This is a genomic window from Wolbachia endosymbiont (group A) of Limnophora tigrina (assembly GCF_964263225.1).
Taxonomy (GTDB): Bacteria; Pseudomonadota; Alphaproteobacteria; order Rickettsiales; family Anaplasmataceae; genus Wolbachia.
This window is the reverse complement of the sequence record NZ_OZ181654.1, coordinates 1,471,573-1,489,209: the sequence shown is the minus strand read 5'-3', so window position 1 is coordinate 1,489,209 and position 17,637 is coordinate 1,471,573. Positions and strand designations below refer to the sequence as shown.

The following is a 17,637-nucleotide window of genomic DNA, read 5'->3' as shown; positions in this document are numbered from 1 at the left end:
CAATGTCATGCCAGTGCGTGACACTGGGATCTAGTTTTTGGACATTGTTTTTGACATATGTCCTTAAGAACTATTGTTTACTGCATAATTTGCAAATACTTTTTATATCTGGATCCCAGTGTCACGCACTGGGATGACAAGAAGGAAGATACTGGAATGACATCTTCCCTGAACCATAATGTTCGTACAGTTGTGTGTCAGCTACTTGAAGTGGGAATGACAAGAGTAAACTCATTTCTTGAACACAAAAAGAGCCCCTAAAGAGATTTGACATCAAGATAACTTAAATATATACCAACTCTCTTATTTTTTAATGATTCCTCATCATGAGTCAAATGATCAAAAACCTGAATTTGATTCGTTATAATGCTACAATTATTATTTGCAACCTCTAATATACCATTATCAATTACAACTTTTTCCTTTGTCTGGTTACTCATTTGAACAGTAATTATACCAGGCAATAAATAAATTAAGTAAGGAGAATGGTAAGCTAAAATCACTAGCTCTCCTTCAAGCCCATTCACTGAAAGCGAAACCACTTCATCGAATGAAATTCGATTATCAGGAGAAAAAAATTGCACCTTAAAAGTGTTCATAATCTTTAATGTCCGGCTCCAACTTCAGCTTTTATTGATTCAGCCTTTTCTATTGCTTCACTTATACTTCCCACCATATAAAAAGCAGCTTCTGGCAGGTGATCATATTTACCTTCAATAATTCCTTTAAAACTAGAAATAGTATCAGAAAGTGAAACAAATTTGCCAGACATGCCAGTAAATACCTCCGCAACATGAAAAGGTTGAGAAAGAAACTTCTGAATTTTACGAGCTCTATCAACAATAATTTTATCTTCATCAGATAGTTCATCCATACCAAGTATTGCGATAATATCTTGCAGCGACTTATAAGTTTGCAATATACGTTTCACTTCAGAAGCCACATTATAATGCTCTTCACCAATGATTTCAGCAGATAAAGACTGAGAAGTTGAGTCAAGTGGATCAACAGCAGGATATATACCCATTTCAGCTATCTGCCTTGACAACACTGTGGTTGCATCAAGATGAGAGAATGTCGTTGCTGGAGCTGGATCGGTCAAATCGTCTGCAGGAACATATATAGCCTGTACAGAAGTAATAGAACCAGCAGTAGTTGAGGCTATTCTCTCTTGCATAGCGCCCATATCAGTCGCAAGAGTTGGCTGATAACCAACAGCCGACGGTATTCTTCCAAGCAAAGCAGAAATTTCAGAGCCAGCTTGAGTAAAACGGAAGATATTATCTACAAAAAATAGAACATCTTGATTTTCATGATCACGAAAATACTCCGCCATAGTTAGTGCTGTTAAAGCAACCCTAGCTCTTGCTCCAGGAGGTTCATTCATTTGACCATAAACCAAAACGGCTTGAGATTTTTCGTGCTCATTTATATCTATTACATTCGAAGTAATCATCTCGTTATAAAGATCATTACCTTCACGCGTTCTCTCTCCTACTCCGGCAAACACAGAAAATCCTTTATGAGCTTTTGCTATGTTGTTAATCAGCTCCATTATCAGAACTGTTTTACCAACACCAGCTCCACCAAATAAGCCAATTTTTCCTCCTTTAAGATAAGGAGCAAGAAGATCTATAACCTTTATTCCTGTAACTAAAACCTCTTCCTGTATCTTCTGCTCGGTAAAACTTGGAGGTGATCTATGTATAGGTTCTAAATTATACTTTCCTTTTAAAGGACCACACTCATCTATAAGCTCCCCTACAACATTAAAAATCCTTCCTAAAGTTGAGCGTCCAACCGGAACTGATATTGGTGCACCTGTATCAACAAACTCATCACCTCTTGACATACCATCTGTGCTATCCATAGCAATGCAACGAACTATATTGTCACCTATATGTTGTGAAACCTCTAAAACTAGCTCCTTGCCCTTACATTTTAGTTTGCTTTTTAAAGCATTAAATATCTTAGGTAACTCGCCTTCAAATTTTAGATCAACAACTGCTTGAGTTATCTTAACCGTTCTACCTATATTCATCTCTTTCATCACCTAACACTATAATTCTATAAAAGAACTTCTAAAAAATAAATCTTATATTATTAACAGAAATTTTGCAATATTAAAACACTTACTAGTTACGTTTCATTATAAATAGTGCAAATGCATTCAATAGCCAAGTAATAACAAACAGCACCAAACTAAGCGCATAAGCAGCAAGAGTTTGCACACTATTGAAATCCTGATCTCCGGTAAGTAATGTAGCAATTTGTACAGTGATAGTAGTAACTGAATTGAGAGGATTAAAGGTCAAATTTGCATTGATTCCCACAGCCATTAGTACAATCATTGTTTCACCTATCACCCTTGAAATTGATAATAAAACTGCACTTAAAATTGTAGGCATTGCATAAGGTATTGTTATATGCCATATAGTTTCCGCTGGTGTTGCGCCAAGCGCCATAAAACCATAACGTAAACTTTTTGGAACAGATCTTATAGCATCTTCAAGCAAAGAAATAATAAAAGGAAGAATCATTATTCCAATCGATAAACCAGCAATCAAAGCACTTTCTGAGTGTATACTTAGATTAAAAAAATTCGCTACCTGCTTTATAAAAAAAGACAAAAATACAACTGAGAAGTATCCATATACAACAGTAGGAATAGCAGACAAAACCTGTAAGGCTGTATTAATAACATAACGCACTTTTTCACTCGCATACTCACTAATATATATTGCAGAAAATAAACCAAGCGGCACCGCAACTAACATTGCTACAATAGTTATAAGTAATGTCCCCACTAAAAGTGGCGCTATACCAAAACACCCCACCTCTCCTTCACCAATAATAGCTACATTATGCTTCCATTTTAAGCAAAATAAGAATTCTGAAATAGCTACTTTATTAAAAAAAGAAATGGACTGAACAAAAATAGATAGCATTATAAATAAAGTGATAAAAAGTGATATTGCTAAAGCCATAAATAACAAAAATTTTACCATCTTATTTCTTTTACCTTTAAAGATAAAAATCAGCATAAAAAAAAGTAACGCTATAGAAATAGAAGTTATAAAATAACCATCATAGAATGCTAACAAACAAGGTAGCATCCACATACAACTCAAATATATATAAGACTTAACTTTACTTACTGCTTGAAACTTACTCAAACAAAATAAAAGGATTAGTAAAACAGGTACGCCTATAATTAAATTCATTTTTCCATATATCAAATTTTATTCAATAAGAATGCCATAGAAGTTGACCATTATTTGACAATAGAGAAAAATAATTTAAAATAAATAGTTATATTAATATAAAAACAATGAAAAGAACATTTCAACCAAAAAATTTAAAAAAAAAGCACAAACACGGATTTCGTTCACGTATGTCAACAAAAGCTGGAAGAAAAATTCTTAATAAGCGTCGCTCATTAGGGTGTAATAAATTATGCGCATAGTAAGCATAAAAAAAAAGAGTTTTCCTTTGCTTTTAAAAACAGATTAGCACCTGACAGTCTTTTTTATCGAGGGGTATATATATCACTATATGCTATAAAAGAAAGAGAACCTGAAAAGTATATTCATGTTATTAGAGTAGGTCTGGCTATCAGTAAAAAAGTCGGAAAAGCAGCAAAAAGAAATAAAATAAAAAGGCAATTACGAATGCTAACTAAAGTTAGCATTTCTAATATAAGTAATGTAGGATACTATTACATAATACTAACCCATAAAAACATTATGCAAGCAGGCTATAAAAATTTACAAAAAGACCTCAATATTTGCTTAAAGAAAGATAAAATAAGAAGAAATTTTCACTAAAGTATTTACAGCTATATTTTTTATGATAAGATAAGTAAACTTTTTAAAATAAATTAATAGATGTGGGTGCTTGATGGTAGAGAGTATAAGAAAACAAGATAAAAAGCTCGATACAAATAATGCTGAAGAGAGTTTTTATGAATATAGAAAGTCTAGCTATCGTACACAATGGGGAATGGCATTTGAACAAAGCCAATACTTAGAACAAAATAAGGATAATCCTAGAGGGAAGTTGCTAAATTTGAATATAGAAGCAACTTATTACAATAAGAGAATAGTTTGATAAAAGTAAAAGTACCCGTTCAGGGGAGTGGTTCAAGAAACGATAGGCAGGGGATTGTATAGTTCTCTTTGTTTACATGTTAAGTATAATGAAATTATCCTTTCAAATTCCTAGCTCTGATTACGTAAAATATGAGCTTTTACAGTAAATGATATAATGCCTAATTTGCTGTTCAGCGCGATAGTGGAATACTTTCTGGTTTACTTAAAAAATTTCACATCATTCTTTCAGATTTTAAAATATTTTTCGCAACTTGAAAAGCTCCAGTTGCTTCAGATAGGTAGCTTCAAGGTATCCGTTCAGCAGAGTGGTTTAAGAAACGATAGATAGAAGATTGTGAAAAGGGTTTAGCCTCCTCTGTTTCCATGTTAAGTATAACGAAATTATTTGCTCAAGGAATGAGTTTCCTCGTTCTGATTGTGTAAAATATGAATTTTTGCGATAAACGACATAATGCCGTATTTGCCGTTCAGCGTGATTATTTGTCAGCGGAGTATTTTCTGGGTCATCTAAAAATTTCCACATCATTCTTTCAGATTTCAAAATATTCTTTGCAACTCGAGACGCTCCAATTGCTTCAGGTAAGCGAGATATTTCCTTCAAATAATACCTTGTACGTTTTCGCAATTTCTTGGCACGTCTAATAAATCTTGAAACATCTATCTCATTTTTTAGTAAAGCTTTTTTCAGTGCAAATAACTCAGTGGCTACATTTCTCAAGTAACAGCCCAGAACTTTAACTTCAAATTTCCAACTATGCGCTAATCTTTCAAAATCCCTTGCTAAGTGTGCCCAACAGATTTGCCTTCTTTCATCAGCAAAGTAGTTGTATGCTGCATATCTGTCGGTTACTACCAAGCTATTACGATTGCAGCATACACTATTTTTTAAAACTTTCATTCCCCTTGACTCTGTCAACTTCACAAAACTTGCCGTATTGCTTGCAAACATCCAACACCAAGCGAGTTTACCTTTGTTATAATGGCTCGTTTCATCAATATGTAGAACTTTACTCCTACTTATCTCTTGTTCGATCTGCTCATACATTTTTTTGCATTTTGAAGCAACTCTATGTTCACTATTTGATATGCTACCGACGCTTATGTTCAAATTGAAGATATCATTTATGATGCTAGCTACTTCGCGCTTTGAATTTTTATAAAACCCACTGAGTGCTGCAACTACTGACTTAACCCTTGGGCCAAATGTATCTGGCGTAACACCCTCTGGTAACTTGCTACTTCTTCTTTTTCCGCATCTCTGACAACGGCCATGTTCCAACTGATATTCCATTACATAAGCCTTAATCTCCGGAAGATCTACTTTCTGATGAATATAAGGTTTTTCGCATATTGCAATCTTCCCTCCGCATTCGCAAGTAGGTGACAACTCTATCTTTATCACCTCATCTGCTTCCATTTTAGCACGATAATTACCCTTATGCCCAACTTGACCACCAATCTTTCTTTCGCTTTTTGGCTTTTCCTTTTTCATTTTGTATAATTCTTTTGAATTGGGAATTGATGAGTTTTTTGAATTTAAACCTAGCCTTTCCTTTAATTCAGCGTTCTCTATCTTTAAAGCCTCATGCTCTGCTTTTAAACTTTCATTCTCTCTTTCCAATCTTTCTATTTTTGCTTCTAACTTTTCTATTTTTTGCTGTAAATTTTTGCAGAGTTCTAAAAGGTTTACCATATTACCTCATATTTACCCTATGATTATCTTTATTATCTTGCTTTGTCTACCTTATTTTGCCGCTCTGCTGAACGGACACGCTTCAAGGTATCCGTTCAGCAGAGTGGTTTAAGAAACGATAGATAGAAGATTGTGAAAAGGGTTTAGCCTCCTCTGTTTCCATGTTAAGTATAACGAAATTATTTGCTCAAGGAATGAGTTTCCTCGTTCTGATTGTGTAAAATATGAATTTTTGCGATAAACGACATAATGCCGTATTTGCCGTTCAGCGTGATTATTTGTCAGCGGAGTATTTTCTGGGTCATCTAAAAATTTCCACATCATTCTTTCAGATTTCAAAATATTCTTTGCAACTCGAGACGCTCCAATTGCTTCAGGTAAGCGAGATATTTCCTTCAAATAATACCTTGTACGTTTTCGCAATTTCTTGGCACGTCTAATAAATCTTGAAACATCTATCTCATTTTTTAGTAAAGCTTTTTTCAGTGCAAATAACTCAGTGGCTACATTTCTCAAGTAACAGCCCAGAACTTTAACTTCAAATTTCCAACTATGCGCTAATCTTTCAAAATCCCTTGCTAAGTGTGCCCAACAGATTTGCCTTCTTTCATCAGCAAAGTAGTTGTATGCTGCATATCTGTCGGTTACTACCAAGCTATTACGATTGCAGCATACACTATTTTTTAAAACTTTCATTCCCCTTGACTCTGTCAACTTCACAAAACTTGCCGTATTGCTTGCAAACATCCAACACCAAGCGAGTTTACCTTTGTTATAATGGCTCGTTTCATCAATATGTAGAACTTTACTCCTACTTATCTCTTGTTCGATCTGCTCATACATTTTTTTGCATTTTGAAGCAACTCTATGTTCACTATTTGATATGCTACCGACGCTTATGTTCAAATTGAAGATATCATTTATGATGCTAGCTACTTCGCGCTTTGAATTTTTATAAAACCCACTGAGTGCTGCAACTACTGACTTAACCCTTGGGCCAAATGTATCTGGCGTAACACCCTCTGGTAACTTGCTACTTCTTCTTTTTCCGCATCTCTGACAACGGCCATGTTCCAACTGATATTCCATTACATAAGCCTTAATCTCCGGAAGATCTACTTTCTGATGAATATAAGGTTTTTCGCATATTGCAATCTTCCCTCCGCATTCGCAAGTAGGTGACAACTCTATCTTTATCACCTCATCTGCTTCCATTTTAGCACGATAATTACCCTTATGCCCAACTTGACCACCAATCTTTCTTTCGCTTTTTGGCTTTTCCTTTTTCATTTTGTATAATTCTTTTGAATTGGGAATTGATGAGTTTTTTGAATTTAAACCTAGCCTTTCCTTTAATTCAGCGTTCTCTATCTTTAAAGCCTCATGCTCTGCTTTTAAACTTTCATTCTCTCTTTCCAATCTTTCTATTTTTGCTTCTAACTTTTCTATTTTTTGCTGTAAATTTTTGCAGAGTTCTAAAAGGTTTACCATATTACCTCATATTTACCCTATGATTATCTTTATTATCTTGCTTTGTCTACCTTATTTTGCCGCTCTGCTGAACGGACACGCTTCAAGTAATACCTTATACGTTTTGCAACTTTCTTACACTTCTGTTTCATTTTTTAATAAAGCTTTTTTTAGCATAAATAATTCAGTGGATGCGTTTTTTAAGTAACAGCCCAGAATTTTAACTTCAATAGTCCAGCTATGTTTCAAAGTACCTGTCAGCGACTATTACGATTGCAACATACACTGTCTTTTAAATCTTCTTTCCCTTTAAAACTTGCAGTATTGCTTCAGCACTAACCAAGTTTACCTTTATTATAACACGTTGATGCGCAAAACCTCACTTTTCTTATTCGATTTGCTCATACACCTTTTTGCATTTTGAGGGAATTCTATATTCACTATTTGATACGCTTTCAATTCACATTAAAAACATCACTTATAATTTTCACGTTTTGAATTTTTATAAAATCCACTGAGTGCTACAATTATCACCTAACTATTGGACCAAATGTATCTGCTTTTTGGTAGTTTGCTACTTCTTCTTTCTCCTCATCTCCAACAACTTAATTAATATTCAATTATATAAAGTTTGATTTTCGGAAGACCAATTGTTTGATGATTTGTTAAATGTTGCTATCTCTCTCCTCATTTGCAAATAGGTGACAAATTCTACTTTTAAATTTTCTACTTTTATTTTAAAGTTTTCGCAAAGTTCTAAAAGATCAGTTATATTACCTCACAGCTACTCTATGTTTACCTTGTTTCATCGCTCTACTGAACAGATATAAATAAAAAGAAATTTTTATAAACTTGGCAACGACCTACTTTCCCTTTTTAAGTATCATCGGCGCTAAAAAGTTTCACTTCCGAGTTCGAAATGAGATCGGGTGGTTCATTTTTGCTATAGTCACCAAGTCAATAAAAATTTCTGACTTAACAAATTTCAATTTAATATTTAACACTGCATATGCACATATAGAAAGGAAATAAATCAATCAGGCTATTAGTACTAGTTAGCTTCACATGTTACCATGCTTCCACACCTAGCCTATCAACGTGGTAGTCTTCCACGGCCTTAATTGGGAAATCTTTTTGAAGAGGGTTTCTTGCTTATATGCTTTCAGCAATTATCCCATCTATACATAGCTACCCAGCGATGCTATTGGCATAACAGCTGGTACACCAGAGGTATATCCATCTCGGTCCTCTCGTACTAGAGTCAGATCTTCTCAAATTTCCTTCACCCACGGCAGATAGAAACCGAACTGTCTCACGACGTTCTAAACCCAACTCACGTAACACTTTAATCGGCGAACAGCCGAACCCTTGGGACCTTCTCCAGCCCCAGGATGTGATGAGTCGACATCGAGGTGCCAAACGGTGTCGTCGATATGAACTCTCGAACACCATCAGCCTGTTATCCCCGGCGTACCTTTTATCCGTTGAGCGATGACCCTTCCATACAGAATCACCGGATCACTATGACCGACTTTCGTCTCTGCTTGGCTTGTCAGCCTCGCAGTCAGGCAAGCTTATGCCATTGTACTATCAAGCTGATTTCCGACCAGCTCTAGCTTACCTTCGCACGCCTCCGTTACTTTTTAGGAGGCGACCGCCCCAGTCAAACTACCCACCATACAATGTCCTAGTTCCAGATAATGAAACGTAGTTAGATATCAAAAGTGTAAAGGGTGGTATCTCAAGGTTGACTCCATTATAGCTAGCGCCATAACTTCAAAGTCTCCCACCTATCCTGCACATCACACTTTTAATAGCAATGTAAAGCTATAGTAAAGGTGCACGGGGTCTCTTCGTCTAACCGCGGGTACCCCGCATCTGCACGGGGAATTCAATTTCGCTGAAGTGATGTTGGAGACAGTGGAGAAATCGTTACGCCATTCGTGCGGGTCGGAACTTACCCGACAAGGAATTTCGCTACCTTAGGACCGTCAGTGTTACGGCCGCCGTTTACTGGGGCTTCAATTCAGAGCTTGCACCCCTCCTATTAACCTTCCAGCACCGGGCAGGCGTCAGACCCTATACTTCCACTTACGTGTTTGCAGAGTCCTGTGTTTTTAGTAAACAGTCGCTACTCCCTATTTTGTGCCACCTACTCATAGTTGCCTAAAAGCAGGTTACCCTTCTTCCGAAGTTACAGGTATAATTTGCCGAGTTCCTTCAACATCATTCTTTCAACACCTTAGTATACTCTACTCATCCACCAGTGTCGGTTTACGGTACGGCCTCATAAATATAAGTGCTATTTCCTGGAGCTTCTTTTAAGCATAGATCAATCCAATAAGACCTATACAAATACAAAACCCGTCACACTTAAGAGGTTTAGGAATATTAACCTAATTGCCATCGACTACTCCTTTACGGACTCGCCTTAGGAACCGACTAACCCTACGCAGATTAACTTAACGTAGGAACCCTTAGATTTTTGGTGAGAGTGTTTTTCACACTCTTTTACGCTACTTATGTCAGCATTCTCACTTCCGATATCTCCAGCAGTTTTCACAAACCGCCTTCACAGACTTACGGAACGCTCCGCTACCGCGCCTATTAATCGAAATTAATAAGCACCCACATCTTCGGTATACAGCTTTAGCCCCGGTACATTTTCGGTGCAGAAAAACTTATTTAGACAAGTGAGCTGTTACGCTTTCTTTAAAGGATGGCTGCTTCCAAGCCAACCTCCTAGCTGTAATGGTTTTTCCACTTCCTTCCCCACTTAGCTGTAATTTTGGGACCTTAGATAGTGATCTGGGCTGTTTCCCTTTCCACCACGGACTTAGCACCCGTAGTGTGTCTGCTGTATAATTAATTGTTGGTATTCGGAGTTTGGTTAGATTTGGTAAGATGATGAATCCCCCTAGTCTATCCAGTGCTCTACCCCCAACAACATACATACAACGCTCTACCTAAATAGATTTCGCGGAGAACCAGCTATTTCCAAGTTTGATTGGCCTTTCACCCCTAATCACAACTCATCCAATAATGTTGCAACATTAACTGGTTCGATCCTTCAGTATGTTTTACCATACCTTCAATCTGGTCATGACTAGATCACTTGGTTTCGGGTCTAATCCATAAAACTAAACGCCCTATTCAGACTTGCTTTCGCTACGCCTACACCTACCGGCTTAAGCTTGCTTCATAGATTAACTCGCTGACCCATTATGCAAAAGGTACGCTGTCACTCTAAATATCAATAAATTGATATAGAGCTCCAACTGTTTGTAAGCACTTGATTTCAGATTCTATTTCACTCCCCTCCCGGGGTTCTTTTCACCTTTCCCTCACGGTACTTGTTCACTATCGGTCGTTAAGGAGTATTTAGGCTTGGAGGATGGTCCCCCCATATTCAAACAGGATTTCACGTGCCCCGCTCTACTCAAGGATTTAAAAACTTTCTATTTATACAGGACTATCACCTTCTATGGTTACCATTTCCAGAGTATTCTAATTCTTATTTTTAAATCACTAGCCTTTTCCGCTTTCGCTCGTCACTACTAACAGAATCTCGGTTGATTTCTTTTCCTTTGGCTACTTAGATATTTCAGTTCACCAAGTTTGCTTTATATACTTAGTATATAATAACTAGCTAAGCTAGTTGGGTTTCCCCATTCGGAAATCTGCGGATCAAAATTTGTTGACAATTTCCCACAGCTTATCGCAGCCTGCCACGTCCTTCATCGCCTCTTAACGCCAAGGCATCCATCAAGTGCTCTTAATAATTTATTTATCTGACTATATGTAGAATATGCAGAGTTAAATATTAACTTACAATTGAATTGAGATTAAATAATCTCTACCATAAAACTTTTCAAACATCTAAAAACTAATCTTTTATATGTTACAATCTGATAAATCATATGTCAACGCCTTTTTACACAAAACATTTACCTATTATTATCAACAACAATATACCAGCAATCTTAAACAGTACAATCTGAGAAATATTCGACAAATTGATATGTACAGAAAAATTAATGAAAAAGATATTTTGTAAGATAAAATGTGTTAAAATTAGTTACCTAAAAATGAAAATGAACATTTGGAGTATTTCTAATGTATGAAAAGTAATCTATCTTTTATAAAAAACTTTGCTTTAAATTGTATATCTAAGCTCACTGGCTTATTAAATATTAAAAAAGTAAAAAATTTCATTATGGATAAATACAATACTCTCCATAAAGAAATTGTAGTATTTCTTGAAAAATCTAAAAACCTGTTAAATACCAACATTGAAATCGGGTTATATCACTTCTATAAAGGTAATATATCAGATGCAAAGTTAAGATTTTGGTTAATTAGCATATTCTACCCCAATTTACCTCTAGTCTGTTATAATATTGGAAGATGTCATTTTGCAGTAGGAAATACTAATAAAGCTTATAATTATTTAACAAAGACACTAAAATTAGATAGTAGTCACAAAGAAGCTTCTTACTACTTAAAAAAAATAACAAACACATCAGATATCGTAGAATTGCCTGAAAATCTCATAAAACAATATTTTGATTACACAGGTGAATATTTTGTTGAGCATTGGCTAATTGCCAAACAATACAGAGGGCATGAACTAGTACACATGATAATTACAAAAGTCTTTAACAACTCCACTTCTAAACTGAATATACTCGACCTTGGTTGCGGTACTGGAATATGTGGTCACTTCCTAAAAATAAGTAATATTAGAAGTTGCATAACAGGAGTTGACATCTCAAATAGAATGCTCAATATTGCAAGAGGATGCCTTATAAAAGGTAAACCTGTTTACGATGAGTTAATACATACAGAAATGAAAGAGTTTCTTAAACAAGAGAAGAACCAGCAGTATGATGTAATTATCTTTGCTGAAGTGCTACACTATCTACATGATTTTCTAGCAGAATTGGAACTAGCAAAAGGATTGACAAACAAAAAAGGGGTTATTGTATGTTTAGTAAGAAGAAAGGAAGGTAAAGGTATTGACTTTGTAAACAAAGGAGATTATTTTCGTCATTCAGAAGATTATATTCAGCATGTTGCAAAAGAAACAAATATGCAAATAAGTCAAATGAGTTACTGTAAAATATATGGCAGTCAGGTTGATGGTATCTTATTTGCATTACAACATCCACAAACAAATTCAACAACTTAATCGAGAAATCGCTCAAATAAATTTCTATATTATCATAAAAGGAGCCTTATGAATTACATTACTATTAATTACGCAAAAGATAGTAAATTAACCGATTTTGGAAAAGCAGTTCTATTGGATAGGTATTTAATAGAAAATGAAAGTTATCAAGATCTCTTTATACGTATTGCTAATTACTATTCTGATGATAGAAAACATGCACAACGTCTTTATGATTACATGAGCAACTTGTGGTTCATGCCTTCAACACCAATACTTAGTAACGGCGGTACCAAAAGAGGATTGCCTATTTCCTGCTTTCTTAATGAAACTGAAGATAGCTTGAAGGGAATAGTTGATCTATGGAATGAAAATGTTTGGCTCGCTGCACGTGGTGGTGGAATAGGTAGTTATTGGGGAAATTTACGTTCAATTGGTGAAAGTGTCAAAGGTAGCGGTAAAACATCAGGAATTGTGCCATTTATCGTAGTACAAAACGCTCTGACGCTTGCAATCAGCCAAGGATCCTTAAGAAGAGGAAGCTCAGCAGTTTATCTTCCTGTATGGCATCCAGAAATAGAAGAGTTTCTAGATTTACGCAAGCCAACTGGTGGTGACCCAAATCGCAAAGCATTAAATATACATCATGCTGTAATAGTAACAGATAAGTTTATGCAAGCTGTTGAAGATGATCAAGAATGGGATTTAATAAGCCCTCATAACAATAAAGTTATTTCAACAGTAAAAGCACGGGATATATGGATTAAAATATTAACAGCAAGAGTTGAAACTGGAGAACCTTACATTATTTTCCTTGATGCAACAAATAACAATAAGCCAGAATCTTACAAAAAGCTCAACTTAGACATCAAAATGTCAAACCTATGCAGTGAAATAACTTTAACTACAGGTTACGATCACTTGAAAAAGTCACGCACTGCTGTATGTTGTTTATCATCCGTAAATCTTGAATACTACGAAGAATGGAAAGATAATGAGCTTTTCATAGAAGATATAATGCGTTTTCTTGATAATGTATTAGAGGATTTCATAAACCACGCACCAAATGAAATACAGCGAGCAAAATATTCCGCAATAAGAGAGCGTAGTATCGGTCTTGGTGTGATGGGCTTTCATTCATTTTTACAAAGTAAAATGGTTCCTTTTGAATCAGTAACAGCCCAACAATGGAATAAAAAAATATTTAAGCATTTGCGCGAGCAAGCAGATGTAGTTTCTAAAAAATTAGCAGAAGAAAAAGGGCCATGTCTTGACGCTAAAGAAATCGATCTAATGGAAAGGTTTACACATAAGCTCGCTATTGCTCCAACTGCCTCAATTTCGATTATCGCAGGCAACACTTCTCCTGGAATAGAGCCGTATGCAGCAAACGTATTTATACAGAAGACACTTACAGGTTCATTTGTAGTACGAAATAAATTCTTGCAAAAACTACTAGCAGAAAAAAATCAAGACAATGATGAAACATGGTCCTCAATTTCAACAAATGAGGGTTCTGTTCAGCATTTAGATTTTCTTAGCAAGCATGAAAAACTGACATTTAAAACAGCATACGAACTTGATCAACAATGGATCATAGAACATGCAAGTGATAGAACTCCTTATATTTGTCAATCTCAATCAGTAAATCTGTTCTTACCTGCCAATGTGCATAAACGTTACTTACACAAAATACATATGCTTGCTTGGAAAAAAGGATTAAAAAGCTTGTATTACTGCAGATCACAATCAATGCAGAGAGCTGACAAGGTCTCACATGACATATTCAAAAAAAGTGAAATATTGCAACAAAAAACAGATATTAATTATGATGAATGTCTATCATGCCAGTAGACTGTACATAACTTACTGTCACAAAAATATAATTGTACAAAAGTTATGTTTTCATAGATGCTACATAGAAATCCAGATGAATTTCTAAAGTCTATTCCAAGAGATAAACGTATAATGTGCCTTGATATGGGAGAAAAACAAATAGGCATAGCATTTAGTGATAAAACACAGCTTATAGCTACAGCTCATAGTATATATTATAGAAGAAATATGAGCAAAGATTTAGGCTATCTAAATAGAATGCTTAAAGAAAATGAAGCTGGATCAATGGTAATAGGACTACCATTCACAATAGATGAACAAGAGACCGAATGGTGCAAAGTAATAATCCAGTTTGCAAATAAAATAATAAAAAAATGCAAAGTACACATATACCTACAAGACGAAAGTCTATCAACATCTCTTGCAACTCACGCACTAAAAATTATTGGAATATCAATCACAAAATCAAAAAAAATAGATGATAAAATTGCTGCATGTATTATTCTACAACAAACATTAGATAAGATAAACGCCATCAAATAGTTTTTTAAACTGAATTCATGTAAAACTACTCAATAAAACAAAAATTTTTCGTATAAGCATGACAAATTGCTGTAGCAAGAGCATCAGCAGTATGGTGACATTTTATATTTGAGCTTTTAACTATTTGCTTTACCATAAATATAATCTGACCCTTATCAGCATGACCATTTCCAGTAATGCTCTTTTTTATATAGTTTGCATCATATTCATTCATGGGTAAATCCGTCATTCGTAATATTAAAATTGCAATTGCTCTTGCATATCCTAAAGTTAGCGAAGATTTTGGATTCTTATTAATAAAAATTTTTTCCACAGCAGCTTCATTTGGAGAGTATAGGAAAATTACTTTCTTTAATTGTTCAAAAATTATATGTAGACGTTCACCTACACCCAATTTACCATCAGTTGATATGGTACCGCCACCCAAAAATTTAATATTATTCTTTTCTTCCAGTCTAATAATGGCCCAACCAGTCTTACTCATCCCTGGATCTAGGCCTATTATTTTAATCACTTAATAAAGGCTTAACCAATAAATAAACAGAAATAAAAATATCCAGACTAGATCGACAAAGTGCCAATACCAAGAAGCAAACTCAAAGCATAAGTGATCTTGAGGTGTAAATTGACCTTTTCGAGCTCTAAATAAGCATACTGACAAAAATATTATTCCTATTATAACATGCACACAATGAAAACCAGTAATCATGTAAAAGTTGGATGTATAAATAAGTTTTTCTCCTGTTTCTCGCAAAGAAAAACTTGCTTCATGATATTCGATTGCTTGCACTATTATAAAGAACATCCCAAGCAATATAGTTATAGACAGCATTTTAATCATGCTTTTTTTATCATTTTCAAGTAAAAAATGATGTGCTGAAGTAATTGTTGTACCAGAAAGCAATAATATTAGTGTATTCATAAATGGTAACGACCACGGATCCGGTGGTAAAATCCCTTCAGGGGGCCATTCAACTTTTTTTGTAGGAGAAAACGCTTCAAATAAAAAAACCGGATCAAGCCAGGCTTTAAAGAATGAACAAAAGAACGCTATAAAAAACACAACTTCCGAGAGGATAAATAAGTACATTGCAAGCTTGAGTCCATGTTTTACAATGGCAGTATGGCATTTATCATAAATTGCTTCTCTTATTACATCTCTCCACCAATAAAACAGTACACCTGATACTGCAGAGATTCCTAAAACTAAACCAAATATTCCAGAAGTTTGTTTATGAAATACACCAACTAACCCAAGTGCAAGAACAAAAATTGCTGCTGATATAGCAATTGGCCAGGGACTTGGGTCCACTAAATGAAAATCATGTTCTTTACTTTTCATATCATCTTCAAAAATACGTATTAAGCATACAAATTAGCTTAAAATTGTCAATATTTCTTAGGAAATTGATTAAATCTTGAAAAATTATATGCGCTGTTCCAAAAGTCTAACTCAAATTGTGCGCTTATCCTAAATAACTCAAGCATTCTACTTCTTTCTTTTTCTCCTACTTTTTGGCAATACTCATCAACAATATGTTCTAAAGTAGTGCACCCATACTCCATTAAACTACCACTATAAAAATCAAACCAATCCTTATACCTGTTATTTTCCTTGAACCCACTTTTCATACTATCAGTAACAGTTTTGTATATAAACATGCAAGAATATAAAACTGTTACAGTTTCATAGATATCACTATATGAGACAGATAAAAGAAAATTGGTAAAATTAAAACATACAGGAGATTTCTTTCCGCGTCTCACACCGTATATAGTAAAGTAGTGATCACACAAGAACTTATTAACAGCTATTGACCCTTGCGCTACTTTGGCAAGTGGAATTACATTACTACAATCTTCTATTCTGGACGCAATAATCAATATGGTACGAATGTAATCGTCTAAAAACAACGTGTCTTGCTGGATATAGAATTTAAAGTTCTCTATATTTAAAGTACCTTCCATCAACTCAACATTAAAAGGATGATTAGTTAAATCTCTTAAAAGATTTGATCCATAGCAATTCTTAATTATATTACTAAACATGCAAAACACTCAAAATCAAGGTTCTGACACGAGTAACTCTATATTAGATTCTAAGTCGCGACCTGCATTATAATATATCTCATTCCAAAATTCCATTTCAAGCTGCATCCCACTACGAAAGAATTCTAACATATTCCTTTGCTCATTATCATTGGATTTTTTATATAGACTGTTCATAATGTTAGTTACATCATCAATCATGGTATTTGCTGCATCAGAGTTAAAAAAATCTATCCATTTTTGATATTTGTTATCAGCAACAGTTTTACCTTTCGCAATATGACGTACAACTATTTGATATATACAAAAGCACGGGTAAGAAGCTGCTAAACCTTCAGCAACAGAATTGTGATGTGCAACACGTACAAAGAAGTTAGTAAAAGCTGAGCAAGACTTCGACTTTTTGTGGCTATCAGACAAATCGCAATCTGCAAAATGTTCTCTATAGTAATCTCGTGTGGCAAAAGTACCCACAGCTACACAAACTAGTTTATTCATTATTTCAACGTCATTAAATTTAGCTGCAATAATCAATAAAGCACGAGTGCAGTCTACTACATACAAAAAATCCTGCTGAAGATAAAATTTAAACTTTTCATAATCTAGCGTATTGTTCATCAATTCAACATTGAAAGGATGTTTTATTATTTTTTCAATAAGGCCAGATGACTCTCTTACAGCAATATCGTAAAATTCTTCTTTTGGTTTGTCGGACATCTTGTAAGCCTCATAAATATTAAAACTGGTATAATTACTAAAAAGTT

The 17,637-nt window shown here is 34.8% G+C and carries 15 protein-coding genes and 2 rRNA genes; 6 read left to right on the top strand and 11 right to left on the bottom strand.

What is annotated here, in order from left to right; translation table 11 throughout:
- Window positions 1-257: 257 nt before the first annotated feature.
- The 3 genes from ACE38P_RS06980 to pstC all read right to left on the bottom strand — a co-directional run bounded on the left by ACE38P_RS06980 (window position 258) and on the right by pstC (window position 3,224).
- Window positions 258-599: a F0F1 ATP synthase subunit epsilon gene (locus tag ACE38P_RS06980; RefSeq protein WP_010404622.1), complete on the bottom strand. Its 342-nt coding sequence runs from the start codon at window positions 597-599 to the stop codon at window positions 258-260.
- Between the two features lie 5 nt (window positions 600-604).
- Entirely contained in the window at window positions 605-2,041 is a 1,437-nt protein-coding gene (atpD, locus tag ACE38P_RS06975) for a F0F1 ATP synthase subunit beta (protein WP_029237661.1), read from the bottom strand.
- Window positions 2,042-2,135: 94 nt separating this feature from the next.
- The gene (pstC, locus tag ACE38P_RS06970; RefSeq protein WP_264375924.1) at window positions 2,136-3,224 is read right to left on the bottom strand and encodes a phosphate ABC transporter permease subunit PstC; all 1,089 of its coding nucleotides are present in this window, start codon (window positions 3,222-3,224) and stop codon (window positions 2,136-2,138) included.
- 107 nt (window positions 3,225-3,331) lie between these two features.
- Between pstC and rpmH the strand changes: the two genes are divergently transcribed.
- From rpmH to ACE38P_RS06955, 3 genes are all read left to right on the top strand, one after another.
- Window positions 3,332-3,466 (top strand): 50S ribosomal protein L34, encoded by a 135-nt coding sequence (gene rpmH, locus ACE38P_RS06965; RefSeq protein WP_010404613.1) that lies wholly within the window; start codon window positions 3,332-3,334, stop codon window positions 3,464-3,466.
- A complete protein-coding gene (gene rnpA / locus ACE38P_RS06960) occupies window positions 3,450-3,827 on the top strand; it encodes a ribonuclease P protein component (protein WP_374699832.1) in 378 nt (125 codons plus the stop codon). The genes rpmH and rnpA overlap by 17 nt, the downstream gene beginning before the upstream one ends.
- A gap of 73 nt (window positions 3,828-3,900) precedes the next feature.
- Complete coding sequence (locus tag ACE38P_RS06955; protein ID WP_264686664.1) at window positions 3,901-4,110, top strand: hypothetical protein; 210 nt, start codon at window positions 3,901-3,903, stop codon at window positions 4,108-4,110.
- Window positions 4,111-4,422: 312 nt separating this feature from the next.
- On the opposite strand, the gene tnpC (ACE38P_RS06950) is transcribed toward ACE38P_RS06955, so the two are convergent.
- From tnpC (ACE38P_RS06950) to ACE38P_RS06935, 4 genes are all read right to left on the bottom strand, one after another.
- Window positions 4,423-5,805 (bottom strand): IS66 family transposase, encoded by a 1,383-nt coding sequence (gene tnpC, locus ACE38P_RS06950; protein ID WP_374699286.1) that lies wholly within the window; start codon window positions 5,803-5,805, stop codon window positions 4,423-4,425.
- 108 nt (window positions 5,806-5,913) lie between these two features.
- Window positions 5,914-7,296 carry an IS66 family transposase gene (gene tnpC / locus ACE38P_RS06945; protein ID WP_374699286.1) on the bottom strand — a complete coding sequence of 461 codons (1,383 nt, stop codon included), beginning with the start codon at window positions 7,294-7,296 and terminating at the stop codon, window positions 5,914-5,916.
- A gap of 829 nt (window positions 7,297-8,125) precedes the next feature.
- Window positions 8,126-8,232 (bottom strand): 5S ribosomal RNA (gene rrf, locus ACE38P_RS06940).
- A 67-nt stretch (window positions 8,233-8,299) separates the two neighbouring features.
- A 23S ribosomal RNA gene (locus tag ACE38P_RS06935) occupies window positions 8,300-11,064 on the bottom strand.
- 331 nt (window positions 11,065-11,395) lie between these two features.
- Between ACE38P_RS06935 and ACE38P_RS06930 the strand changes: the two genes are divergently transcribed.
- From ACE38P_RS06930 to ruvX, 3 genes are read left to right on the top strand one after another with little or no spacing between them, the layout of a single operon-like run.
- Entirely contained in the window at window positions 11,396-12,466 is a 1,071-nt protein-coding gene (locus ACE38P_RS06930) for a class I SAM-dependent DNA methyltransferase (protein WP_374699759.1), read from the top strand.
- Window positions 12,467-12,514: 48 nt separating this feature from the next.
- Window positions 12,515-14,299 (top strand): ribonucleoside-diphosphate reductase subunit alpha, encoded by a 1,785-nt coding sequence (locus ACE38P_RS06925; protein WP_374699758.1) that lies wholly within the window; start codon window positions 12,515-12,517, stop codon window positions 14,297-14,299.
- Between the two features lie 57 nt (window positions 14,300-14,356).
- Window positions 14,357-14,824, top strand: coding sequence for a Holliday junction resolvase RuvX (ruvX, locus tag ACE38P_RS06920; protein WP_264336921.1), 468 nt, complete (start codon window positions 14,357-14,359; stop codon window positions 14,822-14,824).
- A 25-nt stretch (window positions 14,825-14,849) separates the two neighbouring features.
- Here the strand turns inward: ruvX and ruvC are convergent, their stop codons facing one another.
- The 4 genes from ruvC to ACE38P_RS06900 are packed head-to-tail and all read right to left on the bottom strand — an operon-like array spanning window position 14,850 to window position 17,590.
- Window positions 14,850-15,338 carry a crossover junction endodeoxyribonuclease RuvC gene (gene ruvC / locus ACE38P_RS06915; protein WP_264336920.1) on the bottom strand — a complete coding sequence of 163 codons (489 nt, stop codon included), beginning with the start codon at window positions 15,336-15,338 and terminating at the stop codon, window positions 14,850-14,852.
- On the bottom strand, window positions 15,339-16,166 hold the full coding sequence (locus tag ACE38P_RS06910; RefSeq protein ID WP_064085978.1) for a cytochrome c oxidase subunit 3: 828 nt from the start codon (window positions 16,164-16,166) through the stop codon (window positions 15,339-15,341).
- A gap of 47 nt (window positions 16,167-16,213) precedes the next feature.
- Entirely contained in the window at window positions 16,214-16,873 is a 660-nt protein-coding gene (locus ACE38P_RS06905; RefSeq protein WP_374699757.1) for a TenA family protein, read from the bottom strand.
- Window positions 16,874-16,888: 15 nt separating this feature from the next.
- Window positions 16,889-17,590 carry a TenA family protein gene (locus tag ACE38P_RS06900; RefSeq protein WP_265041705.1) on the bottom strand — a complete coding sequence of 234 codons (702 nt, stop codon included), beginning with the start codon at window positions 17,588-17,590 and terminating at the stop codon, window positions 16,889-16,891.
- Window positions 17,591-17,637: the final 47 nt, after the last annotated feature.

Bases quoted from the DNA above. Each gene is read 5' to 3' on its own strand.
- ACE38P_RS06980 (WP_010404622.1), bottom strand. From the start codon at position 599: ATGAACACTTTTAAGGTGCAATTTTTTTCTCCTGATAATCGAATTTCA.
- atpD (WP_029237661.1), bottom strand. From the start codon at position 2,041: ATGAATATAGGTAGAACGGTTAAGATAACTCAAGCAGTTGTTGATCTA.
- pstC (WP_264375924.1), bottom strand. From the start codon at position 3,224: ATGAATTTAATTATAGGCGTACCTGTTTTACTAATCCTTTTATTTTGT.
- rpmH (WP_010404613.1), top strand. From the start codon at position 3,332: ATGAAAAGAACATTTCAACCAAAAAATTTAAAAAAAAAGCACAAACAC.
- ACE38P_RS06955 (WP_264686664.1), top strand. From the start codon at position 3,901: ATGGTAGAGAGTATAAGAAAACAAGATAAAAAGCTCGATACAAATAAT.
- tnpC (WP_374699286.1), bottom strand. From the start codon at position 5,805: ATGGTAAACCTTTTAGAACTCTGCAAAAATTTACAGCAAAAAATAGAA.
- tnpC (WP_374699286.1), bottom strand. From the start codon at position 7,296: ATGGTAAACCTTTTAGAACTCTGCAAAAATTTACAGCAAAAAATAGAA.
- ACE38P_RS06930 (WP_374699759.1), top strand. From the start codon at position 11,396: ATGAAAAGTAATCTATCTTTTATAAAAAACTTTGCTTTAAATTGTATA.
- ACE38P_RS06925 (WP_374699758.1), top strand. From the start codon at position 12,515: ATGAATTACATTACTATTAATTACGCAAAAGATAGTAAATTAACCGAT.
- ruvX (WP_264336921.1), top strand. From the start codon at position 14,357: ATGCTACATAGAAATCCAGATGAATTTCTAAAGTCTATTCCAAGAGAT.
- ACE38P_RS06910 (WP_064085978.1), bottom strand. From the start codon at position 16,166: ATGAAAAGTAAAGAACATGATTTTCATTTAGTGGACCCAAGTCCCTGG.
- ACE38P_RS06905 (WP_374699757.1), bottom strand. From the start codon at position 16,873: ATGTTTAGTAATATAATTAAGAATTGCTATGGATCAAATCTTTTAAGA.
- ACE38P_RS06900 (WP_265041705.1), bottom strand. From the start codon at position 17,590: ATGTCCGACAAACCAAAAGAAGAATTTTACGATATTGCTGTAAGAGAG.